This window comes from Ruegeria sp. B10, assembly GCF_056539825.1.
Genome location: NZ_JBQFVP010000016.1, coordinates 47,963 through 71,638, shown reverse-complemented (window position 1 = coordinate 71,638; position 23,676 = coordinate 47,963). Strand labels below are relative to the sequence as shown.

Genomic DNA, 23,676 nt, shown 5'->3' with positions numbered 1-23,676 from the left:
CCGGAAGGACCTATTTATGTTTTATAAAGACGAACGGCTAGCGCTGTTCATCGACGGCTCGAATCTTTATGCCGCCGCAAAAGCACTTGGCTTCGACATCGACTACAAGCTTCTGCGGCAGGAATTCATGCGCCGCGGTAAGCTTCTGCGTGCTTTCTACTACACAGCGCTGCTGGAGAATGACGAGTACTCTCCGATCCGACCACTGGTTGACTGGCTGCACTACAATGGCTTCACCATGGTGACCAAACCGGCCAAGGAATACACCGACAGCATGGGGCGTCGGAAGGTAAAGGGTAACATGGATATCGAACTAACCGTCGATGCCATGGAACTGGCACCACGCGTTGATCATATCGTACTGTTCTCGGGCGATGGGGATTTCCGCCCGCTGATTGCCAGCCTGCAACGTCAGGGCGTACGTGTTTCGGTCGTGTCGACCATCCGCAGCCAGCCCCCGATGATCTCGGACGAGCTGCGCCGCCAGGCCGACAACTTCATTGAACTGGAAGACCTGCGCGACGTGATCGGCCGCCCGCCTCGGGAAATGCCGACCGAACCACGCAGTGTTGCTGCCGCCGGCGGGCACTAACCCACGGCGTCACAATTGGGGATTAGATTAGCGCGGTCAGGGTATGAAACCCTGGCCGCGCTTCTTTAACTAAGGTTTGGTACTGAAACACCTAACGGCTATCAGTGATTCATGTCAGATCAATGACGCCGCCCTGTCTGGACCAAGGCCGTGAAAAGACCTACCTGTGGCGCAAGGAGACAGCGACATGACCAAGCCGCCATTGACTTTGTACCTTGCTGCGCCGCGCGGTTTCTGCGCGGGCGTGGATCGCGCCATCAAGATCGTCGAGATCGCACTGCAGAAATGGGGCGCGCCGGTCTATGTCCGGCACGAGATTGTCCACAACAAATTCGTGGTCGACGGGTTGCGCGCCAAGGGGGCCGTGTTTATCGAGGAACTTGATGAATGCCCCGATGATCGGCCGGTGATCTTCTCGGCTCATGGGGTTCCCAAATCCGTGCCTGCCACCGCTGCCCGGCGCGAGATGATCTATGTCGATGCCACCTGCCCTCTGGTCTCGAAGGTCCATGTCGAGGCGCAGCGCCACTCGGACAACGGCCTTCAGATGATCATGATCGGCCACAATGGACACCCCGAGACCATCGGCACCATGGGACAACTGCCAGAAGGTGAGGTGCTGCTGGTCGAAACCGTCGAAGATGTCGCCACCGTTCAGGTCCGCGACCCGGATCAGCTGGCCTTTGTCACCCAGACCACCCTTTCGGTCGATGACACCAAGGATATCATCGCAGCACTTGAAGAGCGTTTCCCCAAGATCGTCGGTCCGCACAAGGAAGACATCTGCTACGCCACCACCAACCGGCAAGAGGCCGTGAAAGCCGTCGCGCCGAAAGCGGATGCGCTGCTGGTAGTGGGCGCTCCGAACTCGTCCAACTCACGGCGATTGGTCGAGGTCGCCTCGCGCGCCGGATGCAACTATGCGCAGTTGGTGCAACGCGCCACCGATATCGACTGGCGCGCGCTTGAGGGGATTTCGAGCATTGCCATCACCGCCGGGGCCTCAGCCCCCGAAGTACTGGTGAATGAGGTCATCGACGCGTTCAGCTATCACTACGACGTCACCGTCGACCTTGTGGAAACCGCCGTCGAAAACGTCGAATTCAAAGTCCCCCGCGTGCTGAGGCAACCAGCATGAACGGCGTCCCCAAATCCGCGCTCTATCTGGGGTTGGCGGGGCTGATCCCGTTCATTTGGGGGGTACTGACTTATCTGAATTCGGATCTGCACGATCTGGGCACGCGCGAGCTAGGCTCTCGTTTCGTTGGGCCTTACATCCAGCTGTTCTATGGCTCGGTTATCCTGAGTTTCATGTCCGGTGTATTGTGGGGCTTCGCCACCAAGACCTCGGGCAGCAAGGCGACGGTGGGCTATACTCTGTCGGTCCTTCCCGCCCTTTGGGCCTTCTTCATGACAGGTGGCGGGCCGATCAGCGCTGGCACCAATCTGATGATCGGCTTTGCCGGGCTTTTGGTGCTGGACGCCCTGTTCTGGTATTGGGGTCTCGCGCCACGCTGGTGGATGCGATTGCGTATCCTGCTGACGGCCATCGTCCTGCTGTGCCTGGCCGTCGGAGTGTATCTATGAGCGATCGTGAGACGATCTCAGTCTATGACGAACAGGCCGCGCGCTATGCCGATCTGACTGATGAAGCGAACACTGAGGACCCACAACTGACACGGTTCATTCAGGCGTTACCAACGGGCGGAAAGGTGTTGGATCTGGGCTGTGGCCCCGGTGCCTCATCAGTGATCATGGCTCAGGCGGGGCTGGAGGTTGAGGCCATGGATGCCTCGGCCGAGATGGTCCGGCTGGCCTCGGCTCATCCTGACGTTTCCGCCCGCCAGACGGCGTTCTCGGATCTAAGGGCCGAGGGAGACTATGACGGCATCTGGGCCAATTTCAGCCTTCTACACGCCAAACGCGCGGATTTCCCGAAGCATTTGTCCGCCATTCACCGGGCGTTGAAACCCAAGGGCGTCTTCTATATCGCCATGAAGCTGGGACAGGGTGAAGGGCCGGATCGTTTGGGGCGGTTCTACAGCTATTATTCCGAGGAAGACTTGAAAACTTATCTGCAAAAGGCGGGCTTTACTGTCACCGCACGACGACTTGGCAGCGGCACCGGGCTGGATGGCTCAGTCTCGGACTGGATTGGGCTTGCCGCCCATGCCTGAGCTATTTGCCTATACCGACGGCGCCTGTTCCGGCAATCCCGGCCCCGGTGGCTGGGGCGTGCTGCTGCGCGCGATGCAGGGGGACTCGGTCCTGAAAGAACGGGAACTTAAGGGCGGTGAGGCCGAGACCACCAACAACCGGATGGAACTGCTGGCCGCGATCAGCGCGCTGGAGGCGCTGGAGCGCGCGTCCAAGATCACCGTTGTGACCGACAGCGCCTATGTGAAGAACGGCGTGACGGGATGGATTTTCGGGTGGAAACGGAACGGTTGGAAAACCTCGAACAAGAAACCCGTCAAAAATGTCGACCTTTGGCAGCGGTTGGACGAGGCGCAGGGTCGTCATGACGTGACATGGGAATGGGTCAAAGGCCATGCAGGCCATCCCGAAAACGAAAAAGCAGATGAGCTGGCCCGCGCGGGCATGGCTCCCTTCAAACCCGCAAAGGCGCAGGAGTGAGCGCGCTTGCCCTGCTGGATTACGCCTCGGTTCTGGTCTTCGCGCTGACCGGGGCGCTGGTGGCCAGCCGGGCGCAGCTTGATCTGGTCGGGTTTGCCTTCATCGCCTGCCTGACTGCGGTCGGAGGCGGCACCGTGCGGGACCTCCTGTTGAATCGCCATCCCGTCTTCTGGGTCGGCCAGCCGGACTACATCCTGATCGCTGTCGGGGCCGCCGTTCTGGTGTTCTTCACCGCGCATCTGGTCGAAAGCCGCTATAGCTGGCTGATCTGGCTGGACAGTTTCGCTTTGTCCATTGCCGTTGCTGCGGGAACTGGAGCAGCGCTTTCGCTGGATCAATCCGGCATCATCGTGGTGCTGATGGGCGTCACCACCGGATGTTTGGGCGGATTGATGCGCGATGTGGTCTGCAACGAGGTCCCCCTGGTGCTGAAACAGGGTGAGCTTTACGTCTCATGCGCGTTTGCAGGTGCTTTGACGGCGGTGGTCGCGACACGCCTTGGGCTCGAAGGCTTGCCCGCGCTGGCGCTGTGTGCCGCGATCTGCTGGGCCTTGCGCGCCGGATCGCTTATCTTTGGTTGGAGGCTTCCCGTCTACAAAGCCCGCCCGCCGCGCCAATAGGGCGTGCGCCGCCCGAAACAAAAGGAAGGCCCGCTTGTGAAAACTGCCCTGTCTTTGCTCGCCGCCAGTGCGCTTTGCCTCGCCTCTTGCGCGGAACCCTACAGCCCGACGCAATTCTTAGCCCAAGGCGATGAGATCGTTGTCACCGGAGCTATCGACCACACCACCCTTGGTGCCTTTCGTGCGGTGGCCGCCGACAACCCGCAGATCAAAACACTTGTCCTGCAAAACATCGAAGGATCGGTGGATGACGATGCCAACGTGATCTTCTCGCGCGAGGTGCGCAACCGGGGTTTTGACACGATTGTACCGTCGGACGGCATGGTCGCCTCGGGTGGGACAGACCTTTTTCTGGCGGGCAACAGGCGTACCTTGCAGCCCGGCGCCTGCGTCGGTGTTCATAGTTGGGGCGGAGGGGGCATCATTGCTACCGAACTGCCCGAGGACGACCCCGAACACGACCGATATCTGGACTATTATGACGATATCGGCGTGTCCGAAGATTTCTATTGGTACACGCTAGAGGTCGCCTCGGAGGACCAAATGCACTGGATGACAGCCGCCGAGGCCAACAGCTACGACATGGCCACCACGCGCGCGACGCTTCTGGGGTCAGCCTCAACCTGCGATGCGCGCTGACCTCAGCGCGACAACAGCCGCGCACCGATCTCTTTGACGAATTTTGCGGCCACCATTGCGGTCATGCCATAGGGGTCGCGATGGGGGTTCAGTTCGACAATATCCGCGCCGACCAACTGCCCCTCGAACCGATGGATCAGGTCGATCACCTCGCGTGTGCTGAGCCCGCCGGGTTCGTGATGTGACACACCCGGTGCAAAGGCCGGGTCCAGCGCGTCCAAATCCAGTGACAGGTAGACCGGTCCGTCAAAGCTAATCTCCAGATCGGGACGCCAATTGCGCATGTCGATCACCTCGACCCCGAACTTGTCCGCCTGCTCCTGTTGGTGCTTGTTCATGGTGCGGATGCCGACCTGAACCAGACGTTTGACCTTGCCGGTCTCCATCACCCGCGCGAAGGGGCAGCCATGACCCAGAGGCCCGATATCCTGCGTGTCATACAGGTCGGGATGCGAGTCGATATGCAGGATATTCAGCCCCTCATACCGCTCGGCATGGGCCTTGATCAGCGGGAAAGCGACCGAGTGATCTCCGCCCAGAGACAACAGCCGCGCGCCAGTTTCGATCCGTGCGGCAGCACCGGCCTCGATCCGGTCGATCGGCTCTTGCCCGCGCATCTCGAACACATCCAGATCGCCGGTATCCTTGAACCGGTCCGTGGCCCCCAGATCGGTGCCATCCTCGGCCGTCAAGTTGGCCGCACCGGAATGCAACGCCTCGCGAATGCGACCAGGCGCAAAGGCAGGACCCTGCAGAAATGAGGAATGCAAATCCAGTGGAACGCCCATCAGGGCAACATCACCAGCGTTCAGATCATAAGACATGGGTCACCTGCTTTAGAAATCGGCTTGATCTGGCGGCGACCCAAGGGAAAGGTCAAGCCTTAACGGCGCTTTAAACTCTGCCAGATCCAGATCACTAGCAATGCGCCCAGCACGGCCCCTACAAAACCGGAAAACCAGCCGGAAACGGTGATCAGTGCACGCAACAGGAACCCGCCGACCAAGGCACCGACGATACCAATCAGCATGGTAGTGGGAATATCGGCCTCGATCCGCATCAGGCGGGTGGCGAGGAACCCTGCGGCGGCTCCGATCACGATCAGGGCGACGACAGGCATGTCATCGCCTCCAATGGGTCGGCACGATGATCAGCGCACCGATTGAGGATAGAACCGCGTCCAGCCCAGGCGGGCCAAAGCTGATGCCAAACATGATGCGGACGAAGTAGAAGAGGAACGCGCCGCCGACGCAGATGATGATGGATTGAAGGTAACCGTTATGGGTGAATTCTGTCTTTTCGGACAGATAGCCGACTATCCCGGCAATCACGACGGTGCCCATCAGGACCATGAACATCTGTCTCTACTCCGACGTCAGGCGGGTGCCGACCGGGATGGGCCAACCCCGCAGAAAGGTTTCCCTATCCTGCGCGCCTTTGCCTGCCCGTTGCAAGCGCAACAGTTCAACCGCGCCCTGCCCGCAGGCGACATGCAATTCGGGTGTCAGGACCTCTCCCGGAGTGCCCTGCCCCTCGGCCACGCGCGAGGAAAGCAGCTTGAGGCGCGCGCCTTCCATCTCGGTCCACGCTCCGGGAAAGGGCGACAGGCCCCGGATCTGGCGGTCGACCTCAACTGCGGGTCGGGACCAGTCGATCCGCGCCTCGGATTTGTCGATCTTTGATGCGTAGGTGACGCCCTCTTCGGGTTGTGGCTGGGGGGTGAGGTCCGGCAGTTGAGCCAGCGCGTCAGTGATCAACGCGGCCCCCATTGTCGAGAGCCGGTCGTGTAGCAGCGCGGTGGTTTCCTCAGGTTCAATCGGCGTGGCCTGACGCATCAGGACGGGGCCCGTGTCCAGACCGGCCTCCATCTGCATGATGCAGATGCCGGTTTCCACGTCGCCCGACATGATCGCGCGATGGATCGGCGCGGCTCCGCGCCAGCGCGGCAACAGGCTCGCATGGATGTTCAGACAACCCTGTGCAGGTGCGTCCAGAATGGCTTGCGGAAGAAGCAGGCCGTAGGCGACGACTACCGCCACATCCGCGTTTAAGGCGGCAAACGCGGCCTGTTCTTCGGGCGATTTCAGCGAGACTGGGTGCCGGACCTCTAGCCCCAACGCCTCGGCGCGCGCATGCACGGGTGTCGGGCGGTCTTTCTTGCCCCGGCCAGCAGGGCGCGGAGGCTGGCAATAGACGGCGGCAATCTCATGCCCTGCATCTACCAGAGCATCCAATACCGGGACCGAGAAATCGGGCGTGCCCATGAAAATTAGTCGCATGTTCCGCTCCGGTACGGTTTCCGGGTGCCGGGCTGAAGCCCGACCTACCCCTGTTTCTTGGCTTTGCGCAACAGCATGTCGCGTTTGACCTTGCTGAGGCGGTCAAAATACATCCGGCCGTTCAGATGGTCGATCTGGTGTTGCACACTGGTGGCCTCGATCCCCACAAAATCGCGGCGGTCAATGATGCCCTGTTCGTTCAGGAATTTGACCGTCACGGCCCGAGAGCGCTTTACCTTGGCCGACACACCCGGCAGATTCGGGCTGGCCTCATCAAGTTCGCGCAACTCGATCGAGCTATGCAGGATTTCCGGGTTCGCCAGTCGCACCACCCGGCCCCGCTCGGCCGAGCCATCGACAACGGCCAGACGCAGCATCACCCCGATCTGAGGCGCGGCCAAGCCTACACCAGGCATCGCCTCCATCGTGTCGATCATATCGTCCCAGATGGCGCGGATCTCATCGGTGATCTCAGATACATCCTCCGCCTTGGTCCGCAAGCGTTTGTCCGGCCATGGCAGGCAGGTGCGGACGGTCATGTGCGTGCCTTCTCGCGCTTGAGCTTTTGCATCTTGCGCGTGATCATCTGCCGTTTTAGCGGCTTGAGGTAGTCGATGAAAAGCTTGCCATCCAAGTGGTCGATCTCATGCTGCACGCAGGTGGCCCAGAGCCCATCAAAACTTTCCTGCTGTGCGTTACCGTTCTGGTCCATCCAGGCCACGTCGACGACCTTCGGACGCGTGACCTCTGCATATTGATCCGGGATCGACAGGCAGCCTTCCTCGTAGACATTGGTCTCATCCGACGAGGCTATGATCTCGGGGTTGAACATGACCAGCGGACGGGGGGCCTCGCCTTCTTCCTTGACGCAATCGAGAACGATCAGGCGATCCAGCACTCCGATCTGCGGCGCGGCCAGACCAATGCCGGGCGCATCATACATGGTCTCAAGCATGTCATCGGCCAGCTTGCGCAGATCATCTGACAGATCGGCAACCGGGGCGCAGACCTTTTTCAGGCGAGGATCGGGATGGATCAGAATAGTGCGTTTCATGAGGCTGATTTAGGGCATCCCGCCCGTCGCCGCAACGCCCCCCTTGCACCCGCCCGATTTGTAGTTAGCTTTCGCCTCGACAGATGGAGCAGACATGACTTTCAATACCCCAACCGACCGCCGCAGCACCCACAGTTCAAAATGGGACAAGATGGAGCAACTCTACGGCGTATCCCCCGATGATGGGCTGGCGATGTGGACGGCTGATTCCGACTATCAGACCGCGCCTTGCGTGATTGATGCGGTGCGCCGTGCAGCTGGGCATGGGGTCTTCGGCTATTCGTGGAAACACCCTGAATATCTGGCTTCGGTTCAGTGGTGGATGCAAACCCGCCATGACTGGCAAATCGACACCGATTGGGTGCTGACCTCGCAGGGTTTGGGCAATGCAATCGCCCTCTGTCTGGATGTCTGGAGCGAACCGGGCGATGGCGCTGTGATCTTCACGCCCGTTTACCATGAGTTTGCCCATAAGGTGAACAAATCCGGGCGCCGCGTGGTGGAATGCCCTCTGGTGCGCGAGGGCGACAGCTACGCAATTGATCTGGACGACGCGCAGTCGCGTCTGGATGGGTCGGAGAAGCTGCTGCTGTGGTGTTCGCCGCAAAACCCGTCGGGCCGGGTATGGACGACTGAGGAGCTGCGCTCGGTGGCTGAATTCGCCGGGCGCAACGGGCTGACTCTGGTCTCGGATGAGATCCATCATGATCTGGTCTACCCGGGGGCGAAGTTCGTCCCAATGGATATCGCAGCACCCGAGGCGCGGCCTTGGACCGTGACCCTTACTGCAGCGTCGAAGACGTTCAACATTGCGGGACAGCGCACCGGCAACATGATCATCCCCGACCCGAAGCTGCGCGCGGCGATGCGCCACCGGCTGGATACACTGGACTATGAACCAAGCGCCCTCGGCGTGGCCATGATCACCGCCGCCTACACGCCCGAAGGGGCGGAATGGGTGGATGCTCAGGTCGCGCATCTGGATAAAAACCGCCGGCTATTTGACACCACGATCGCCGAGATTCCCGGCCTTTGGTCGATGCCCCTACAGGCGACCTATCTGGCCTGGGTCGATTTCTCGGGCACCGGGATGAGCCATGATGAGTTTGTTCGACGCCTGCGTCAGGACGCGCGGATTGCGACCTCGTCAGGCCCCGGCTTTGGTGCGGGCGGCGAGACGTTCGAACGCTTCAACCTTGCCACCCAACACGCCCGCGTCGAAGAAGCTTGCGTGCGGCTCAAACAGGCGTTCGGGGATCTGCAATAGCAGATGCGCCTGCTGGCCCGGATCACGCTGGTCTTTCTGATCGCGGCCCTTGGCTGGATCGGCTGGCAGAGATACGGGCCGCGCCCTCCCGCGCCTGCCATGGCGCCTGACGCCGCTCAGATCGACCACATCCTGATCGAAAAATCTGCCCGCCGTCTGACCGCAATGTTGGACGGTGCCGTCGTACTGCAAACCGAGATCGCACTGGGCTTCGCGCCGGAAGGAGACAAGGAGCAGGAAGGCGACGGTAAGACGCCTGTTGGGATGTTCACCATCGACCGGCGCAACCCGAACAGTGCGTTCCACCTGTCGCTTGGTATCGACTACCCGCAACCCGAAGACATCGCCCGCGCACAGCAGCAGGGCATAGACCCCGGCGGAGATATCTTCATTCACGGACAACCAAATGGCGTTGTTGGCTTCACCCTGCCCGGAGACTGGACGCTTGGCTGTATCGCTTTGTCCAATGACGAGATGGCAAAGCTTTGGAGCCTGACTCCGAGTGGAACGACCGTCGAAATTCGACCCTAGATCGCTATGCGTTTGATTTGAGGCGCCATACGCTGCCTTTCCTTGCAGACGAACGCGCCTTTCGGTGGTCTAGCCTCAGGCAAAACGCTTTAGTCCTCGTACCCCAGCAGGGCAATCGGAGCATCCGGCGCGCGGTAGAAATCCAGCGGCGCCTTGTCGGAAGCAGCGGTGTTGCGCTTGAACTCATAACGCATTTCGCCTGCCTCTTCCTCGTCCGCGACGATCAGGCATTGATACAAATGGTTCGCGCCGTCATGAATATCGACAAGCCCGCGCAAACGCGGCGTGGTCTCAGCCTCGACTGTAAAGCCATTCTTCCACAATCTAAGAATTTTGAAGTAATTGTCGCCCATTTCCACCCGCAAACGGCTGGTCTTTTTCAAAGTGGCGATTCGCGCGGCCTCCAACTCAGCGCTCATTTCCTTGGAAACATAGGTACTCATCAAATTTCCCCCCTTCGATATCTCTTATTGTGGAGGCAAAACTGTAAAAATCCAGTGAAGCCGACCACATAACATCAAAGTGCAGGCAGATGTTGCGCGCGCATCTCAGGGCAATGATGTGCGCAGGTGCAGGCTGAATGCGCGCGGGCTTTGATAGTAAGGCCGGGTTCTGCACCCTATCTTTGCCGAAACGCAGATACGGAGGACGCGATATGGGCCTGTTGGTTGACGGAACCTGGCACGACACCTGGTATGACACGAAATCCACCGGCGGCGCATTCAAGCGCAGCGCCGCTCAATTCCGCAATTGGCTGACGGCTGATGGCAGCGCTGGCGCGTCCGGCAAGGGTGGCTTCAAGGCCGAACCAGGGCGCTATCACCTCTATGTCAGTCACGCCTGTCCTTGGGCCCATCGGACACTGATCTTTCGGGAACTCAAGGGGCTGACCGATCTGATCTCAGTCTCGGTTGTGCATCCAGACATGTTGGACAAGGGCTGGAGTTTTGAAGCCGATGATCACGGCGCGACCGGAGATGATCTTTACGGCCTGGACTACGCCCATCAGGTCTACACCAAGGCCGACCCTGCCTATTCCGGTCGGGTTACGGTGCCGATCCTGTGGGACAAACAGCAGGAGACGATCGTCTCGAACGAAAGCTCGGAAATCATCCGCATGTTCAACTCGACCTTCAACGAGATCACGGGCAACCGCGATGACTACTGGCCCGAGGCAATTCGGGATGAGATCGAAGAGGTCAACGCGCGGATCTATTCGGACGTCAATAATGGTGTCTACAAATCCGGCTTTGCCACCTCGCAAGAGGCATATGATGCCGCCGTCCACCCACTGTTCGACACGTTGGACTGGCTCGAGGACCGACTGGCCCGGAACCGCTACCTGATGGGCGACCGCGTGACCGAGGCTGACTGGCGTTTGTTCACCACTCTGATCCGGTTCGATCCGGTCTATCACCTGCACTTCAAGTGCAACAAACGCCGGTTGATCGACTACCCCAACCTCTGGGCCTATACGCGTGAGCTATATCAATGGCCGGGCGTCGCGCAGACCGTGAACATCAACCATATCGTGCGGCACTATCACTACAGCCACGACAGCATCAATCCGCACCGGATCATCCCGGTGAGCCCGACGCTTGACTATCTTGAGCCGCACGGACGGGATCAGCGCCCCGCTGCGTAGTGCTCTACCATCGCCGCCAGATCCTCGGGCGGGGTGCCGCTTTGCACATAGGCGCAGGCATTGGGACTGTGTGCAAAGATCGACCCGTCCGAGAAGAAGGTGGTGTTGGTGACAAAAATCACCCGCGCCTCAGGGCGGCGGTAGCTGGCGAAATCCGCCACAGCCAGCGCGCTGCCGGTTTCCAGAACCAGATCCAGCACGATAATCTCGAACTCGGAGCCATAGAGCGCCAGTATCGCGGCCTCTTGCCCGGCCACAAGCGTCACCTCGGCACCTTGCCGTTCAAGATGCCTTTTCCAGACCCGACCCAGATCGGGGTTACTCTCAACAATCAAAACTTTCATACTACAACCTCGGCACTTGGTGTGGTGAGTGGTGCCGACCCCCAAGACCCGTGATCACGTCATTTCCTTAACAAAGTGTTAACTCTGCCTGCTGACGGGTCTGATCACGCGGATTTGCTTGTCAAAACGGCGAAAATCCGCTTGAAGCGGGGCGAATACGACATTTGGGGCATGCGGTGGGATGAACGATACCGAATTGAATCCTCGTGCGAAACGCGACCATGGTGGCGGTCTGGATGGGGCCATCGCGCAATATGGCGGCGCGCGCAGCGATTGGATCGACCTGTCCACTGGCATCAACCCACATCCCTACCCGATTGCAGGGCTGCACCCCTCGGATTGGACCGAACTGCCCGATCATGGGGCGTTCGAGCGGCTCAGCACAGCCGCCCGCCAATTCTGGAATGTCCCGGCTGAGGCAGCGATCCTGCCCGCGCCGGGAGCCTCGGCTCTGATCGCGCGCATTCCCGCGCTGGCAGCGCAAGGCCGGGTGCAGATCACGATGCCCACCTATAACGAACATGCTGCCGCTTTTAGGGCTCAAGGCTGGTCGGTGCAGGAAAGCGGCCCTGCTGATGCGCGGGTGATCGTGCATCCGAACAACCCGGATGGCCGGGTGTGGCAGACCAGCGACGCCACCGCGCCTTTGACCATCATCGACGAGAGCTTTTGCGACGTGACGCCTAGTGTCTCGCTGATCCGTCTGGCCGGACAGCCCGGCGTGATCGTGCTGAAAAGCTTTGGTAAGTTCTGGGGACTGGCCGGGATGCGGCTGGGCTTTGCCATCGGCACGCCGGAACTAATTGCCCAGTTGAACGACCTGACCGGCCCGTGGGCTGTCTCGGGCCCTGCGCTGAGGGTCGGAACCCAAGCCCTGAAGGATACGGATTGGCCCAACAAGACCCGCATGCGTCTGGAGGCCGAGACCACCCGGCTGGACGCCATGGTTACTGATAAAGGCGCGCGGCTGGTCGGAGGCACGAGCCTGTTCCGCCTCTACGAGGTCGATGATGCAGCCCTCTGGCAAGAGCGTTTGGCACAGGCACATATCTGGAGCCGCATCTTCCCCTACTCCCAATGCTTTCTACGCCTAGGTCTGCCCCCTGCACACGGATGGGACCGGCTGGAGGCTGCGCTGTGAGCATCCCCTTCTTGTTGGTCTGCGCCATGTGTCTGGACGCGGCGTTGGGAGAGCCGGACTGGCTCTGGTCCCGCATCCGGCACCCTGCGGTGGTGATCGGCAATGCCATTGGATGGCTGGACAATCGGCTGAACTACGGGGCGGCGCGGCGCGCCAAAGGCGTCTGCACGCTGATCCTGCTGGTCGTGGTCGCCCTTGGTGTCGGCTTGGGACTGGCACAGCTGGGCGGAGTTGTTGAGATTCTGGTCTGTGCGATCCTGTTGGCGCAGAAGTCGCTTGTGACCCATGTCCGCGCCGTCGGCGACGGGCTAAGCGCCTCGCTTTCCGAGGGGCGCGCACAGGTGGCCATGATCGTCTCGCGCGATACGCGCGACATGACCGAGGAACAGGTCGCCCGGTCCGCGATCGAAAGCGCGGCAGAGAACCTCAGCGACGGCGTTATCGCGCCCGCTTTCTGGTTTCTGGTGGCGGGTCTACCAGGGCTGTTGGTCTACAAGGCTGTGAATACCGCTGACAGCATGATCGGCTACCGCACCGAGAAACACCGCGATTTTGGCTGGGCCTCGGCCCGGTTCGACGACCTGCTGAACCTGATCCCTGCGCGCCTGACCTGCATGATGATCGTGGCGCTGTCAGGTCAATGGGCACGTTGGAACGATATCCTGCAGGATGCCCACCGCCATATCTCGCCCAATGCAGGCTGGCCCGAGGCTGCCATGGCCCGCGCGCTCGACGTCGCTCTGGCCGGGCCGCGCAGCTATGACGGACAGTTGCGCGACCTGGCCTGGGTCAATGGCGATGCGCGCCGTCAGATCGGCGCGGCAGAGGTTTTCCGCGCATGCGACATGCTCTGGCGTGTCTGGGGGCTTGCGCTTGGCCTCGTCTCAGTGTGGGTTGGGATCAACGTGATCTTCTAAAGGACGCCCCATGCGCTTTCTGTCCGGCCTCTTCGCCGCCGCCCTGATGACCTCACCTGCTTTCGCGCAATGTGGCGGAGGGTTCAATTCGTTCGTCAAAGGGCTGAAGGCCGAGGCCGTTCAGCAAGGGTTCGACAAGCCGACTGTCGACGCCTTCTTCAAGGGCGTCCAGCAGGACAACGCCGTTCTGAGAGCCGACCGCGCCCAGGGCGTGTTCCAGAAACCGTTCATCGACTTTTCGCGCCGCTTGATCTCGCAGAACCGGATCGACCGGGGCAAGGCCATGTCGCAGAAATACGATGCGGTCTTCGACCGGATCGAACGCGAATATGGTATCTCACGCGGGGTCCTACTGGCCTTCTGGGCGTTCGAGACCGATTACGGCGCGTTTCAGGGCGATTTCAACACCCGCAATGCTCTGGTCACGCTGGCCCAAGACTGCCGCCGCCCCGAGTTGTTCCGACCCCAGATCTTCGCTGCCATCGAGCTGTACAGTCAGGGAAATTTCGACCCCGCCCGCACTACTGGCGCCTGGGCCGGAGAAATCGGCATGGTTCAGATGCTGCCCCGCGACATACTGGAAAACGGCGTGGATGGGGATGGGGACGGCAAGGTCTCGCTAAAAACCTCGGCCCCGGATGCGCTGATGTCGGGGGGTAAGATGCTATCCCATCTGGGTTGGCAACCGGGCCAACCCTGGCTGCAGGAGGTCACGGTGCCCGCGCAGATGGACTGGTCGCTGTCCGGGCCGGGCAAACCTCGTGCAGTGTCTGACTGGCAGGCAATGGGTGTGCAGGCGCGTAGCGGCTCGCTGGCCAACCTGCCTGCCTCGCTGATCCTACCGCAGGGGCACAAAGGGCCGGCTTTTCTAGCCTATCCGAATTTCGACGTCTATTTCGAATGGAACCAGAGCTTTGTTTATGTCCTTACGGCGGCCTATTTCGGCACAAGGCTAGAAGGCGCGCAGATCTATGACGCGGGCAATCCCGCAGCAGGCCTGAACGGCGCGCAGATGAAGCAATTGCAGAGCAAGCTGCAAACGCGCGGCTATGACGTGGGCAAAATCGACGGCATTCTGGGCGCGGGCACTCGGGCCGCAGTACAGGCGGAACAGGCGCGATTGGGCCTGCCTGCGGATGCCTGGCCTACGGTTGACTTACTGAACAGACTTTAGACGGGGCGGCACCCCTGCTGGCTGACCAGAACGTCAGCCGGGGCGCATGATTGGCCATTTTCCACCGGTCCGATTTTGTCCCGAAGCCCGTTCGGGGTATGATTTCCTTATCCATTGCGAAGGAGTTCATTAATGAATATTGAAATACTTCAGCCCCAACCCTTCGACATCGTCGGCCAGACAATCATGATCGCCGGCAACGCCGTTGGCTTTGAAGGACACCTTTCCATCTCGGTCACCGAAGGTCATGTGGAATTCAATGGAGCCGCGACGGCTGGGGCAATTGCGCTTCGCCAGTTTCAGGCCACGCTGGAAGTCCCTGACAATCCGAATTTCCAACTCGACCGTCTGATCCTGACGGTCAAAGATGACAGCGCCGGTGGTGACGGCGGGATTCCGACCGTCCATGTTCCGATCTTTTACGGTCCGCGCATTCTGCCGGGATATGTCGGGTATAGGAACTACACCGTCGCGCCCGGAGATACTCTGACCGCGATCTCTGTATCGCAATACGGTAATGCTGGGCAGGTGTCGGTGATCCAACGGGCAAACGCGCATTTTATCAGCGACCCGAATGTGATTTTCCCCGGTCAGGAGTTGAGGATTCCTATCGTCTGATCGCGCGTGACTAGCGGCAGACAGCTATTGCGCTTCGGGTCTGATCGGATACCGATCGCCCTTTTGATCGATCAGAATCAACCGATCGCCACTGCGGACATAGAGGTCACACCGGCTGAACCCGTTGCGATAGGCGACACAAACGCTGCCATCCTCGGCAATGGAATAGGTTCCAAAGGCGGATTCTCCGCTGGCGTAGGTGTAGGAATAGGCCCCTCCGGCGGAGTATTTGGACTGACCGTCGTCAAAAAAGGTCAAGGTTCGGCCTGCCAAACCGTTCAGCTCTTCAGAGGTCAGAGGCACGTCTCCGGGCTTTACGGCCCATTCAGCCGCAGAAAGCGGGCTGGCGGTCAGCAGGGCGAGCAACAGAAAACGTATCATGCGGACACTCTAGCCCGAAGCGTCGTGAAACAGGCATAACGTTGCAGTGAGGGGGTCAGGCGACCATCTGCTCCGCCTTCTTCAGATCAACCGAGACCAACTGGCTGACGCCCTGCTCCTGCATGGTGACCCCGAACAGTCGATCCATCCGCGCCATAGTTACTGCGTGGTGGGTGATGATCAGGAACCGCGTGTCGGTCTGGCGGCACATCTCATCCAGCAGGTCACAGAACCGGGTGACGTTGGCATCGTCCAGCGGTGCATCGACCTCGTCCAACACGCAGATCGGGGCCGGATTGGCGAGGAAGACGCCAAAGATCAGCGCGGTTGCTGTCAGGGTCTGTTCGCCGCCCGACAACAGGCTGAGGGTCGAGAGCTTCTTGCCCGGTGGCTGGCACATGATCTCAAGCCCGGCATCCAGCGGGTCATCGCTTTCGACCATGACCAGATTGGCCTCGCCACCGCCAAACAGGTGCTTGAACAGCATGGCGAAGTTCGAATTCACCTGTTCAAACGCGGTCAGCAGCCGCTCACGCCCTTCGCGGTTGAGACTGGCGATGCCGCTACGCAGAGCCTTGATTGCCTCTTCCAGATCGGCCTTTTCGCCGTTCAGCGTGTCGAATTCCTCCTGAACCTCTTTGCTGTCTTCTTCAGCCCGCAGGTTGACCGCGCCCATCGCGTCGCGCTGGCGTTTATGGCGGTTGACCTCGGCCTCAAGAGCGTCGGCGGCGGGCATCTGATCCGGGTTCACGTCCAACTGGTTCAGCAACTGGTTCGGGGTCAGCTGCTGATCTTCGGCAATCCGCTCGGCCGCTGCTGTGACGCTTTCCTTCGCCGCATCACAGCGCGCCTCAGCTGCCGCACGGGTTTCGCGCGCTTCTGAGGCCACGCGTTCTGCGTCTCGCTCGGCCATGACAACCTCGCGCTGCTGGGTCTCGGCCTCGGCCAGCTTGTCGGCTGCCTCTGCCCGGCGGGCTTCGGCGGCTTCGATCATCTCATTCAGCTCTTCCCGCGCTTCGGCGATCTCGGCTGGCGCAGCCATGGCCTCGGAGAGTTCCTCCTCGGACCCCTCCTTGCGGTCGGCCAGTTCGGAAATCCGCTTCTCGGCGGTCTCCAACCGGTGCTTCCACCCGCTGAGATCTTTCGTTACCTCCTGGCTGCGACGTGTCCGAGCCTCGCCTTCGCGGCGCAGTTCATCATGGGTCGAGCGGTGGGTCAGCATGGTGATCCGCGCGGCTTCGACCGTTTGCTTGATGTCTTCGACCTGCGCGCGGGCACTGTCGAGGTCGCCCAGTTCGGCCAGCGCGGCTTCGGCCTCACGCAGTTGCGCGCGGGCGGACATGGCGTCGTCCTTGTGGCGATCCACAGACAAGGTCAGAGTTTCCAGCTTGCCCTGCGCCAGATTGCGATCCGCCTCGGCGCGCGAAAGGGCACGGGCGGTTTCCGCCATCCGCTGATCGGCAGCGCGGCGGGCTTCGCGCGCACGACGGTCGGCTTCGGTGACATCGGCCAATTGCTGCGACAGGGCCTCATGCGCGGCGCGAGCCCCTTCGGCCTGCGCCTCGGTGCGGGCGAGTTCCTGCTTTAGGGCTTCCAGCTTGTTCAGTTGCTCCAATCGCAAGGCGGCTGCGCTGGGGGCATCTTCGGCCCAGGCGCGGAACCCGTCCCAGCGCCACAGATCACCGGATCGCGACACCAGCCGCTGACCCGGTTTCAAGGACGCCTGCAACCGCGCGCCTAGCTCTGCATCCACCAAGCCGATCTGCGCGATCCGTCGGCTGAGGCGATCCGGTCCTGACACATGCAGCGCCAAAGGTTCGGCGCCTTCTGGCAGAGGCTGATCTGCGTCATAACCCGCGACCTTAACCCAACCCGATGGCCCATCGCCCTCAACCAACGGCGCGCGCAAGTCATCGGCCAAAGCCGCACCCAGCGCCTTTTCAAAGCCCGGTGCGACACGCAACAGGTCCAGCACCTGCCCGCCTTCGGCGGTGTCCCGTTCGACCAGCTTGGCCAGCGCGGTGGTTTCGGCCCGGATGGCCCCCAACTCACCCTCAGCCTCGGACCGTTGGGCCCGTGCCTCGGCCTCACGCGCCTGCGTCTCGGTCCGCATCTCATCTGCGGCAGCCAGCGCTTCCTCGGCCGCTTCGGCAGCTTCACGAGCCTCTTCTTCACCTTCTTGCGCCGCCTCAAAAGCGTCATCCGCGCGCGTCAGGGCAGACTTGGCTTCGTCAACCGCCAGCCGCGCTTTCTGCTCTTCGCCCTCAGAACGGGCTAGGGTCTTGCGGCTGTCCTCAACCAATCGCTGCGCAGACTGGTGGCGTGCGACCAGGCGGGCCATATCCTCGGTCTGTTGAGACAGGTGGTCTTCGCGTTCCTGCAGGATGGAGGCCGCTTCGCGCGCCACTTCAGCGGCCTCGGTAACCTTCTCATCATGACCTTCCGCGGCCTTGATCAACTCGCGGGCTTCCCATTCCAGGCGCTCGATCATTTCGCCCGCATCGCGGTTCAGACCCGTTTCACGTTCGATATCGTTGCCGAGTTGCTGAATGCGGTTGGTCAGCGTTTCAATGGTCTGGCGCGCGCGAGTTTCCTGATCCGAGAGCTGATCGCGCTGCACTTGCTGGCGTTGCAGGACGGCGGCGGCGATGGCCTCTTCTTCGCGCAGGGGAGGTAAGGTTTCCTCGATCTCGGCGCGTTTGGCGGCGGCTTCCCGGGCGGCAGCCTCGGCGCGTGAAGCTTCGGTGATCCGGTCGCGCAGTTTGTCTTCGGCAACCTGGCGGGCGATATCGGCCTCTTTCCAGCGCCGATAGAGCAACATCCCCTCAGCCTGCCGCAACTGTTCCCCAATCTCGCGGTAGCGGGCCGCCTGACGGGCCTGACGAGCCAATTGCGCAAGTTGGCCGCCCAATTGTTCCAGCACGTCATCGACACGGGTCAGGTTGGCCTCGGTGCCCTTCAGCTTCAACTCGGCCTCATGCCGTCGCTGATAGAGGCCCGAGATCCCGGCAGCCTCTTCCAGAATGCGACGACGGGCACGGGGTTTGGCGTTGATCAGCTCGGCAATGCGGTTCTGCCCCACCAGCGCGGGCGAATGCGCCCCGGTCGAGGCATCGGCAAACAGCATCTGTACATCGCGGGCACGCACATCCTTGCCATTGGTCTTGTAAGCGCTGCCCACGTCGCGGGTGATGCGGCGGACGATTTCCAACTGGTCGCTGTCATTGAAGCCCGAAGGCGCCAGACGTTCCGAGTTGTCCATGGTTAGGACCACCTCGGCAAAGTTGCGCGCGGGTCGCGTAGCCGCCCCAGCGAAGATCACATCCTCCATCGCGCCGCCGCGCATGGATTTGGGGCGGTTTTCACCCATCACCCAGCGCAGAGCCTCAAGAAGATTGGATTTGCCGCAGCCATTGGGACCCACCACACCAGTCAACCCATCCGCAATGATCAGATCGGTCGGATCAACAAAGCTTTTGAAGCCGGTCAGTTTGAGTTTGCTAAAGCGCAAAGGCGGCCTGTCCCATGATTCCTAATACAGGGAAGTCTGCGCAACGGATTGGGGCCGAGTCAACGGATATGCGCAGGATATGGGCAATGGACCCGAGTTATCCACAACATCTTGGCAGTTTCACGCGCAATGCGACGCGCGCTAGTAGGGCGTACATTCGAAGACCTGATAACCGGTCTCCCCAGAATAGCCGTAGTTGACGCATTCATAGGGCCGCAAAAGCAGCGCACCAAAGATCAGCTTTTCCCCAAGTTCCTGATCACAGCTCAGCACGCCCACCGTCACCGCCGCATCCCCCAGCACATCCATCAACGGACAGCCCGAGACCTGCGCCATGGCCAGCGCTGCCCGGTCGCGAACCGGCCCCAGCCGCGGCGCGTATTGAGAGTTCACCCGAACCGCCTCGGCCAATGGGCCGCGCACGCGCACGTCAAAGACACTGCCATTCACCGCAACCCGCGTTGCAGGCATATCGCGGAAATGAGGCGAGCCGCCAGAACAGGCAGCCAGCAGCAGGACAGGAAGCAAGCGCATCATGCTGCCGTTCTAACGGCGATATGGTTAACGAAGCCTTACTGACCGCCGGCACGCAGGACCTGCCCAAGTCTTCGAATGCCTTCACGGATGGTGTCCTCGTCAGAGTTTGAAAAACTCAGCCGAATTGTATTTTCACCACTGCCATCTGGGAAAAACGCCTGACCGGGCACGAAGGCCACTTTGACCGTTTCCAGAGCCCGGGCCAAAAGCACAGCACCGCTGGTCCCGGCGGGCAGCGTCAGCCACACGAACATCCCCCCCTCGGGTTTGGTCCAAGAGACACCCGCGGGCATATGCGCCTGCAACGCCGTCAGCATGGCATCGCGACGCGCGCGATAGGTTTGTCGGACCTTGGGGATATGGCTTTCGAAACGGGCCGTCGCCACCTGATGCACGGCCATCTGGTTGATCGTGGCCGAATGCAGATCCGCCGCCTGCTTCATCAGCACCAGCTGCGAGATGATGGGTTTGGCCGCCACAACCCAACCAATCCGCAACCCCGGCGACAGGGTTTTCGAGAAACTGCCGCAATAGATCGTCCGACAGTCCTCGATCGACCCCTTCCGCGCTTGCTCCAGCGCCAGAATCGGAGGGATTGGCGCACCGTCATAGCGCAGCGCCTGATAGGCCCCATCTTCGATGACCGCGCAGTCCAGATCCTCGGCCAGATCCAGCAGCGCCTCGCGCCCACGCAGATCGACAGTTTCACCCGTGGGATTGGAAAAGTCCGGCGAGAGATACGCGAATTTGACCCGTCCCTCGCCTGCGGCCTTTCGATATTCCTCGGCCCCTTGATTGCCGGGAACGCTGAGCTGGTCGAAACGCGGCTCATAGGCATTGAACGCGGAGATTGCACCCAGATAGGTCGGCCAGCCGACCAAGGCGGTATCGCCGGGAGACAAGAACAGCTTGCCCAAATAGTCCAGCGCCTGCTGCGAGCCCGAAGTGATCAGGATGTTGTCCATGTCACACGCGACTCCGATTGAGGCCATATGGTCGACCAACCATTCGCGCAGCGGAGCATATCCTTCGCTCACCGAATATTGCAGCGCTTGCGCCTGCCGGTCCGGACCAAGAGCTGCCTGAAAGGCCTGCGCAAACGCGTCCGCCGGAAACAGGGCAGGATCGGGGATACCACCGGCGAATGAGATGATATCCGGCTGATCCAGGAGTTTAAGCAACTCCCTGATCTCGGATGCCTTCATGTTCTGCGTCCGAGTGGCGAATAGCGGATGTGTGGTCATTGGGCTCCTCCGATCTCAATGCGCGCAGCCTATGCAGACACTAAGTAAAGTCAATAATGCTGACCTAATGTTTCACACGATGTGAAGCCCCTGTTCTTGAACCCGCACGCGCCCTGTGGTCATATGTTTTGACCAATTTCGGACGACCCTATGCCCTTTCAGAAAATTCAGACTGAGAAGCTATCGATTGCTGTGGTTCGGCAGATTGAGCTGCTGATCCTGCGTGGCATCCTGCGCCCCGGCGAGAGATTGCCGTCAGAACGAGAACTGGCCGAGCGGATGGGAGTCTCGCGCCCGTCCCTGCGCGACGCCATCGCCGAATTGCAGGAGCAAGGCTTGCTGACCGCAAAAGCCGGGTCAGGGATCTACGTGGCCGAGGTGTTAGGATCTGCCTTTTCGCCAGCGCTGATCCGATTGTTTGGCAGCCATGAAGAAGCGGTGTTCGACTACCTCTCATTCCGCCGCGACCTCGAGGGGCTGGCCGCCGAGCGTGCCGCGCGTCTGGGATCGACAAGTGATCTGAAGGTCGTTCAGGCGATCTTTGACCGGATGGAGACCGCCCATGCCCGCAACGCCACCCAAGATGAGGCGCAACTGGACGCGGATTTCCACATGGCCATCATCGAGGCCAGCCACAATGTGATCATGCTGCATATGATGAGGTCAATGTATGACCTGCTACGTCAAGGCGTGTTCTACAACCGCCAGATGATGTTCCAGCAACGCGCAACCCGCGAAGCCATCCTCGACCAACACCGAGCGATCAATCAGGCACTGCAACAGCGCGATCCTTTCAAGGCAAAGCAAGCTGTTGAAAAACACTTGAGTTTTGTCGAAACGTGTCTCTTTGAGCAACAAACCTCGAAACGAAATGACGAAATCGCAAAGCAAAGACTTCAACATCTACCGATGATGTGGCCCGATTGATGTAGGTTTACCAATTCCTAGGTTGGTCGTACGGCAGCAACAACCGTCGCTTCACTTTTTTGAATTTCAAAACCGTAAGCCTCCAGCTTTTCTAGTAATTGCTGAACGGTTTTCCCCCGATCGTAAAACACTCCAGGATGCAATTCCACGATCATTGCGCGACAGTTGCTAAGCGCCGCTGCATCTTGGGAAATCAGATCGAACTCAGCGCCTTCAATATCACACACCAAAGAATACTCACCTTCAATGCACTCTTGTTGCAGTAGCTGCGTCAATGTTTTGGCTTGCACCGATATTCTTTCGCCACCGGTTCCGTTGTCCCGCCAGTTTTCAGCGACATGGCTACCGTGGGTACCGGAGGTGACCGTAAACGAGATACTATCTCTTCCAGAATAGTCTATCGCACAATTAACTAGCGCAAGTCTTCGACTAGGGTTGATAGCGAGCGCGTTTTCTCTGCATAGGTCTAAGAGTTCGGGGTTAGCTTCGACAACAACTTGGCGAGCGTCCTCGTTCAGTTTTCGATTCAAAAGTCCTGAGACAATTCCATAGGATCCACCAAGTTCAACGACTGGGAGATCAGGAGGAAGATAGTCCTGCATCAAATTGCGCTCTGGTTGCTGATAAATCCCTTTGTAGAGGGCGTGGTACGCAGCAAAAGGAATATCTTCGGGGTAGCTGAATCGCATTCCGTCTATTTCAATGGTGTGCCCCGACAGTTTTGAACGAATTTTCTTCTTCGCTTTTTTACTCGGCCGAACAAAGTTTGGTCCGCGTTCAAATCCAAGGTAGCGATCTTTTCGCCCCTTACCTTCCAATGTACCAATGTCGACTGTTGCACATGTCGTGGTTACAGTCTTCGGCTTGAATGCGCGAGCATATTTTTCTTCGAACCTATTGCAAGATTCCTTGAACGCATCGTCAATCTTGCCTAGGCCCAAATGCTCCACTCGGAAATCGACGACGTAACAAGAGTATCCTCGCATTTCGGCCTGCGCAACGAGGTCTGTTCCATAGAGATGAAACCCCGTGAGATCATTCGAGAATGCAACGCGGGTGTTTTGGCGAACCACCATGAAGTTCTCATCAAGAGAATTCACCCTGGCTATTGGGTTCCTTTTCGTCCCTGCGACAACTGTGTTTCTTTCAGTCAAATAGTAATAACGATCTTTGCCTCCAACTCCTGCGTTCCCTAAAACCGCCCAATTTGGATCCAGCTCGCTAACTTGTGAAATTACTTCTCGCAACCTTGCGGGTCCATCTATTGCAAGGATATCCTGATGGCACAAAATCGCATACCGCCCTCGAGCCTGGTTTAGGGCCGCATTCAAACCAGCAAATCCATCACCAGTATTTTCCGCGCGATTGTCGACATATAGAAACTCGCAAAATGTATCATCAAAACCCGCATTTCGCATTGAAACAATCATATTTTGGTATTGATCAGCGCTGGACACCAACGAACAGAACGAAAACTCCAACTCGTACCCGATCTTGTTGGTTACGACAGACGCCTTCGGTATCGTTTTCATTTCTTTTCGTCCGTTTCCTCGCGCGACATGCGTCGCAGTTTGCACAAAGCAAGATTGTACTGAGCTCTGCCAGGCTGGTGTCCAAT

Annotated in this window: 28 protein-coding genes; 15 read left to right on the top strand and 13 right to left on the bottom strand. The window is 59.8% G+C overall.

Annotated elements, in window-relative coordinates:
* Positions 1 to 16: 16 nt before the first annotated feature.
* The 7 genes from ACR0J4_RS19955 to ACR0J4_RS19925 all read left to right on the top strand — a co-directional run bounded on the left by ACR0J4_RS19955 (position 17) and on the right by ACR0J4_RS19925 (position 4,488).
* Complete coding sequence (locus ACR0J4_RS19955; RefSeq protein WP_039541714.1) at positions 17 to 592, top strand: LabA-like NYN domain-containing protein; 576 nt, start codon at positions 17 to 19, stop codon at positions 590 to 592.
* 187 nt (positions 593 to 779) lie between these two features.
* Positions 780 to 1,730: a 4-hydroxy-3-methylbut-2-enyl diphosphate reductase gene (gene ispH / locus ACR0J4_RS19950; RefSeq protein WP_170643751.1), complete on the top strand. Its 951-nt coding sequence runs from the start codon at positions 780 to 782 to the stop codon at positions 1,728 to 1,730.
* The gene (locus tag ACR0J4_RS19945) at positions 1,727 to 2,179 is read left to right on the top strand and encodes a DUF3429 domain-containing protein (protein WP_170643752.1); all 453 of its coding nucleotides are present in this window, start codon (positions 1,727 to 1,729) and stop codon (positions 2,177 to 2,179) included. Before ispH ends, ACR0J4_RS19945 begins: the two co-directional genes overlap by 4 nt.
* A complete protein-coding gene (locus ACR0J4_RS19940; protein ID WP_170643753.1) occupies positions 2,176 to 2,769 on the top strand; it encodes a class I SAM-dependent methyltransferase in 594 nt (197 codons plus the stop codon). The genes ACR0J4_RS19945 and ACR0J4_RS19940 overlap by 4 nt, the downstream gene beginning before the upstream one ends.
* Positions 2,762 to 3,229 (top strand): ribonuclease HI, encoded by a 468-nt coding sequence (gene rnhA / locus ACR0J4_RS19935; protein ID WP_170380455.1) that lies wholly within the window; start codon positions 2,762 to 2,764, stop codon positions 3,227 to 3,229. The genes ACR0J4_RS19940 and rnhA overlap by 8 nt, the downstream gene beginning before the upstream one ends.
* The gene (locus ACR0J4_RS19930; protein ID WP_170643754.1) at positions 3,226 to 3,849 is read left to right on the top strand and encodes a trimeric intracellular cation channel family protein; all 624 of its coding nucleotides are present in this window, start codon (positions 3,226 to 3,228) and stop codon (positions 3,847 to 3,849) included. Before rnhA ends, ACR0J4_RS19930 begins: the two co-directional genes overlap by 4 nt.
* Positions 3,850 to 3,885: 36 nt before the next feature.
* On the top strand, positions 3,886 to 4,488 hold the full coding sequence (locus tag ACR0J4_RS19925) for a Clp protease/crotonase-like domain-containing protein (RefSeq protein ID WP_170643755.1): 603 nt from the start codon (positions 3,886 to 3,888) through the stop codon (positions 4,486 to 4,488).
* A gap of 2 nt (positions 4,489 to 4,490) precedes the next feature.
* Here ACR0J4_RS19925 and speB read toward each other — a convergent pair whose 3' ends face one another.
* From speB to def (ACR0J4_RS19895), 6 genes are read right to left on the bottom strand one after another with little or no spacing between them, the layout of a single operon-like run.
* On the bottom strand, positions 4,491 to 5,312 hold the full coding sequence (gene speB, locus ACR0J4_RS19920; protein ID WP_170643756.1) for an agmatinase: 822 nt from the start codon (positions 5,310 to 5,312) through the stop codon (positions 4,491 to 4,493).
* Positions 5,313 to 5,371: 59 nt separating this feature from the next.
* Positions 5,372 to 5,608, bottom strand: coding sequence for a GlsB/YeaQ/YmgE family stress response membrane protein (locus ACR0J4_RS19915; RefSeq protein ID WP_170643757.1), 237 nt, complete (start codon positions 5,606 to 5,608; stop codon positions 5,372 to 5,374).
* A 1-nt stretch (position 5,609) separates the two neighbouring features.
* Positions 5,610 to 5,846: a hypothetical protein gene (locus tag ACR0J4_RS19910; RefSeq protein WP_170380460.1), complete on the bottom strand. Its 237-nt coding sequence runs from the start codon at positions 5,844 to 5,846 to the stop codon at positions 5,610 to 5,612.
* A 6-nt stretch (positions 5,847 to 5,852) separates the two neighbouring features.
* A complete protein-coding gene (gene fmt, locus ACR0J4_RS19905) occupies positions 5,853 to 6,767 on the bottom strand; it encodes a methionyl-tRNA formyltransferase (RefSeq protein WP_170556380.1) in 915 nt (304 codons plus the stop codon).
* A 44-nt stretch (positions 6,768 to 6,811) separates the two neighbouring features.
* Complete coding sequence (gene def / locus ACR0J4_RS19900; RefSeq protein WP_170643758.1) at positions 6,812 to 7,306, bottom strand: peptide deformylase; 495 nt, start codon at positions 7,304 to 7,306, stop codon at positions 6,812 to 6,814.
* Positions 7,303 to 7,821: a peptide deformylase gene (gene def / locus ACR0J4_RS19895; RefSeq protein ID WP_170643759.1), complete on the bottom strand. Its 519-nt coding sequence runs from the start codon at positions 7,819 to 7,821 to the stop codon at positions 7,303 to 7,305. Before def (ACR0J4_RS19895) ends, def (ACR0J4_RS19900) begins: the two co-directional genes overlap by 4 nt.
* 94 nt (positions 7,822 to 7,915) lie before the next feature.
* Here def (ACR0J4_RS19895) and ACR0J4_RS19890 point away from each other — a divergent pair, with 94 nt between their 5' ends.
* Both ACR0J4_RS19890 and ACR0J4_RS19885 read left to right on the top strand, forming a co-directional pair.
* A complete protein-coding gene (locus tag ACR0J4_RS19890; protein WP_170643760.1) occupies positions 7,916 to 9,088 on the top strand; it encodes a PatB family C-S lyase in 1,173 nt (390 codons plus the stop codon).
* A 3-nt stretch (positions 9,089 to 9,091) separates the two neighbouring features.
* Positions 9,092 to 9,619, top strand: a complete 528-nt coding sequence (locus ACR0J4_RS19885) for a L,D-transpeptidase family protein (RefSeq protein WP_170556376.1) — start codon at positions 9,092 to 9,094, stop codon at positions 9,617 to 9,619.
* A gap of 89 nt (positions 9,620 to 9,708) precedes the next feature.
* Here the strand turns inward: ACR0J4_RS19885 and ACR0J4_RS19880 are convergent, their stop codons facing one another.
* The gene (locus ACR0J4_RS19880) at positions 9,709 to 10,062 is read right to left on the bottom strand and encodes a hypothetical protein (protein WP_170494124.1); all 354 of its coding nucleotides are present in this window, start codon (positions 10,060 to 10,062) and stop codon (positions 9,709 to 9,711) included.
* A 212-nt stretch (positions 10,063 to 10,274) separates the two neighbouring features.
* On the opposite strand from ACR0J4_RS19880, the gene ACR0J4_RS19875 reads away from it, so the two are divergent.
* A complete protein-coding gene (locus ACR0J4_RS19875; protein WP_170556375.1) occupies positions 10,275 to 11,264 on the top strand; it encodes a glutathione S-transferase family protein in 990 nt (329 codons plus the stop codon).
* Here ACR0J4_RS19875 and ACR0J4_RS19870 read toward each other — a convergent pair.
* On the bottom strand, positions 11,246 to 11,608 hold the full coding sequence (locus ACR0J4_RS19870) for a response regulator transcription factor (protein ID WP_170556374.1): 363 nt from the start codon (positions 11,606 to 11,608) through the stop codon (positions 11,246 to 11,248). The two genes, ACR0J4_RS19875 and ACR0J4_RS19870, sit on opposite strands and share 19 nt — an antisense overlap.
* Positions 11,609 to 11,789: 181 nt before the next feature.
* Here ACR0J4_RS19870 and cobD point away from each other — a divergent pair, with 181 nt between their 5' ends.
* The 4 genes from cobD (at position 11,790) to ACR0J4_RS19850 (ending at position 15,458) form a co-directional block, all read left to right on the top strand.
* Complete coding sequence (cobD, locus tag ACR0J4_RS19865; RefSeq protein WP_170643761.1) at positions 11,790 to 12,749, top strand: threonine-phosphate decarboxylase CobD; 960 nt, start codon at positions 11,790 to 11,792, stop codon at positions 12,747 to 12,749.
* Entirely contained in the window at positions 12,746 to 13,666 is a 921-nt protein-coding gene (gene cbiB, locus ACR0J4_RS19860; RefSeq protein ID WP_170643762.1) for an adenosylcobinamide-phosphate synthase CbiB, read from the top strand. Before cobD ends, cbiB begins: the two co-directional genes overlap by 4 nt.
* Positions 13,667 to 13,676: 10 nt before the next feature.
* Positions 13,677 to 14,840 (top strand): lytic murein transglycosylase, encoded by a 1,164-nt coding sequence (locus tag ACR0J4_RS19855; protein WP_170643763.1) that lies wholly within the window; start codon positions 13,677 to 13,679, stop codon positions 14,838 to 14,840.
* A 132-nt stretch (positions 14,841 to 14,972) separates the two neighbouring features.
* A complete protein-coding gene (locus ACR0J4_RS19850) occupies positions 14,973 to 15,458 on the top strand; it encodes a LysM peptidoglycan-binding domain-containing protein (protein WP_170643764.1) in 486 nt (161 codons plus the stop codon).
* A gap of 24 nt (positions 15,459 to 15,482) precedes the next feature.
* Here ACR0J4_RS19850 and ACR0J4_RS19845 read toward each other — a convergent pair whose 3' ends face one another.
* The 4 genes from ACR0J4_RS19845 to ACR0J4_RS19830 all read right to left on the bottom strand — a co-directional run bounded on the left by ACR0J4_RS19845 (position 15,483) and on the right by ACR0J4_RS19830 (position 21,131).
* Positions 15,483 to 15,839 carry a hypothetical protein gene (locus ACR0J4_RS19845; RefSeq protein WP_170556369.1) on the bottom strand — a complete coding sequence of 119 codons (357 nt, stop codon included), beginning with the start codon at positions 15,837 to 15,839 and terminating at the stop codon, positions 15,483 to 15,485.
* A 55-nt stretch (positions 15,840 to 15,894) separates the two neighbouring features.
* Positions 15,895 to 19,350, bottom strand: coding sequence for an AAA family ATPase (locus ACR0J4_RS19840; protein ID WP_170556368.1), 3,456 nt, complete (start codon positions 19,348 to 19,350; stop codon positions 15,895 to 15,897).
* Between the two features lie 141 nt (positions 19,351 to 19,491).
* Positions 19,492 to 19,887 (bottom strand): hypothetical protein, encoded by a 396-nt coding sequence (locus ACR0J4_RS19835; protein WP_170643766.1) that lies wholly within the window; start codon positions 19,885 to 19,887, stop codon positions 19,492 to 19,494.
* 35 nt (positions 19,888 to 19,922) lie between these two features.
* Positions 19,923 to 21,131: an aminotransferase-like domain-containing protein gene (locus tag ACR0J4_RS19830; protein WP_170643768.1), complete on the bottom strand. Its 1,209-nt coding sequence runs from the start codon at positions 21,129 to 21,131 to the stop codon at positions 19,923 to 19,925.
* Between the two features lie 150 nt (positions 21,132 to 21,281).
* Here ACR0J4_RS19830 and ACR0J4_RS19825 point away from each other — a divergent pair, with 150 nt between their 5' ends.
* Positions 21,282 to 22,058 (top strand): FCD domain-containing protein, encoded by a 777-nt coding sequence (locus ACR0J4_RS19825; protein WP_170643770.1) that lies wholly within the window; start codon positions 21,282 to 21,284, stop codon positions 22,056 to 22,058.
* Positions 22,059 to 22,075: 17 nt separating this feature from the next.
* On the opposite strand, the gene ACR0J4_RS19820 is transcribed toward ACR0J4_RS19825, so the two are convergent.
* The gene (locus ACR0J4_RS19820; RefSeq protein WP_170643772.1) at positions 22,076 to 23,590 is read right to left on the bottom strand and encodes an FkbM family methyltransferase; all 1,515 of its coding nucleotides are present in this window, start codon (positions 23,588 to 23,590) and stop codon (positions 22,076 to 22,078) included.
* Positions 23,591 to 23,676: the final 86 nt, after the last annotated feature.

Coding starts and splice junctions, on each gene's coding strand:
- ACR0J4_RS19825 (WP_170643770.1), top strand. CDS start 21,282: ATGCCCTTTCAGAAAATTCAGACTGAGAAGCTATCGATTGCTGTGGTT.
- ACR0J4_RS19850 (WP_170643764.1), top strand. CDS start 14,973: ATGAATATTGAAATACTTCAGCCCCAACCCTTCGACATCGTCGGCCAG.
- rnhA (WP_170380455.1), top strand. CDS start 2,762: ATGCCTGAGCTATTTGCCTATACCGACGGCGCCTGTTCCGGCAATCCC.
- ACR0J4_RS19880 (WP_170494124.1), bottom strand. CDS start 10,062: ATGAGTACCTATGTTTCCAAGGAAATGAGCGCTGAGTTGGAGGCCGCG.
- cobD (WP_170643761.1), top strand. CDS start 11,790: ATGAACGATACCGAATTGAATCCTCGTGCGAAACGCGACCATGGTGGC.
- ACR0J4_RS19955 (WP_039541714.1), top strand. CDS start 17: ATGTTTTATAAAGACGAACGGCTAGCGCTGTTCATCGACGGCTCGAAT.
- ACR0J4_RS19830 (WP_170643768.1), bottom strand. CDS start 21,131: ATGACCACACATCCGCTATTCGCCACTCGGACGCAGAACATGAAGGCA.
- ACR0J4_RS19835 (WP_170643766.1), bottom strand. CDS start 19,887: ATGATGCGCTTGCTTCCTGTCCTGCTGCTGGCTGCCTGTTCTGGCGGC.
- def (WP_170643759.1), bottom strand. CDS start 7,821: ATGAAACGCACTATTCTGATCCATCCCGATCCTCGCCTGAAAAAGGTC.
- ACR0J4_RS19820 (WP_170643772.1), bottom strand. CDS start 23,590: ATGAAAACGATACCGAAGGCGTCTGTCGTAACCAACAAGATCGGGTAC.
- ACR0J4_RS19915 (WP_170643757.1), bottom strand. CDS start 5,608: ATGCCTGTCGTCGCCCTGATCGTGATCGGAGCCGCCGCAGGGTTCCTC.
- ACR0J4_RS19875 (WP_170556375.1), top strand. CDS start 10,275: ATGGGCCTGTTGGTTGACGGAACCTGGCACGACACCTGGTATGACACG.
- speB (WP_170643756.1), bottom strand. CDS start 5,312: ATGTCTTATGATCTGAACGCTGGTGATGTTGCCCTGATGGGCGTTCCA.
- ACR0J4_RS19885 (WP_170556376.1), top strand. CDS start 9,092: ATGCGCCTGCTGGCCCGGATCACGCTGGTCTTTCTGATCGCGGCCCTT.
- ACR0J4_RS19940 (WP_170643753.1), top strand. CDS start 2,176: ATGAGCGATCGTGAGACGATCTCAGTCTATGACGAACAGGCCGCGCGC.
- ACR0J4_RS19945 (WP_170643752.1), top strand. CDS start 1,727: ATGAACGGCGTCCCCAAATCCGCGCTCTATCTGGGGTTGGCGGGGCTG.
- ACR0J4_RS19855 (WP_170643763.1), top strand. CDS start 13,677: ATGCGCTTTCTGTCCGGCCTCTTCGCCGCCGCCCTGATGACCTCACCT.
- ispH (WP_170643751.1), top strand. CDS start 780: ATGACCAAGCCGCCATTGACTTTGTACCTTGCTGCGCCGCGCGGTTTC.
- ACR0J4_RS19890 (WP_170643760.1), top strand. CDS start 7,916: ATGACTTTCAATACCCCAACCGACCGCCGCAGCACCCACAGTTCAAAA.
- ACR0J4_RS19910 (WP_170380460.1), bottom strand. CDS start 5,846: ATGTTCATGGTCCTGATGGGCACCGTCGTGATTGCCGGGATAGTCGGC.
- fmt (WP_170556380.1), bottom strand. CDS start 6,767: ATGCGACTAATTTTCATGGGCACGCCCGATTTCTCGGTCCCGGTATTG.
- ACR0J4_RS19845 (WP_170556369.1), bottom strand. CDS start 15,839: ATGATACGTTTTCTGTTGCTCGCCCTGCTGACCGCCAGCCCGCTTTCT.
- def (WP_170643758.1), bottom strand. CDS start 7,306: ATGACCGTCCGCACCTGCCTGCCATGGCCGGACAAACGCTTGCGGACC.
- ACR0J4_RS19870 (WP_170556374.1), bottom strand. CDS start 11,608: ATGAAAGTTTTGATTGTTGAGAGTAACCCCGATCTGGGTCGGGTCTGG.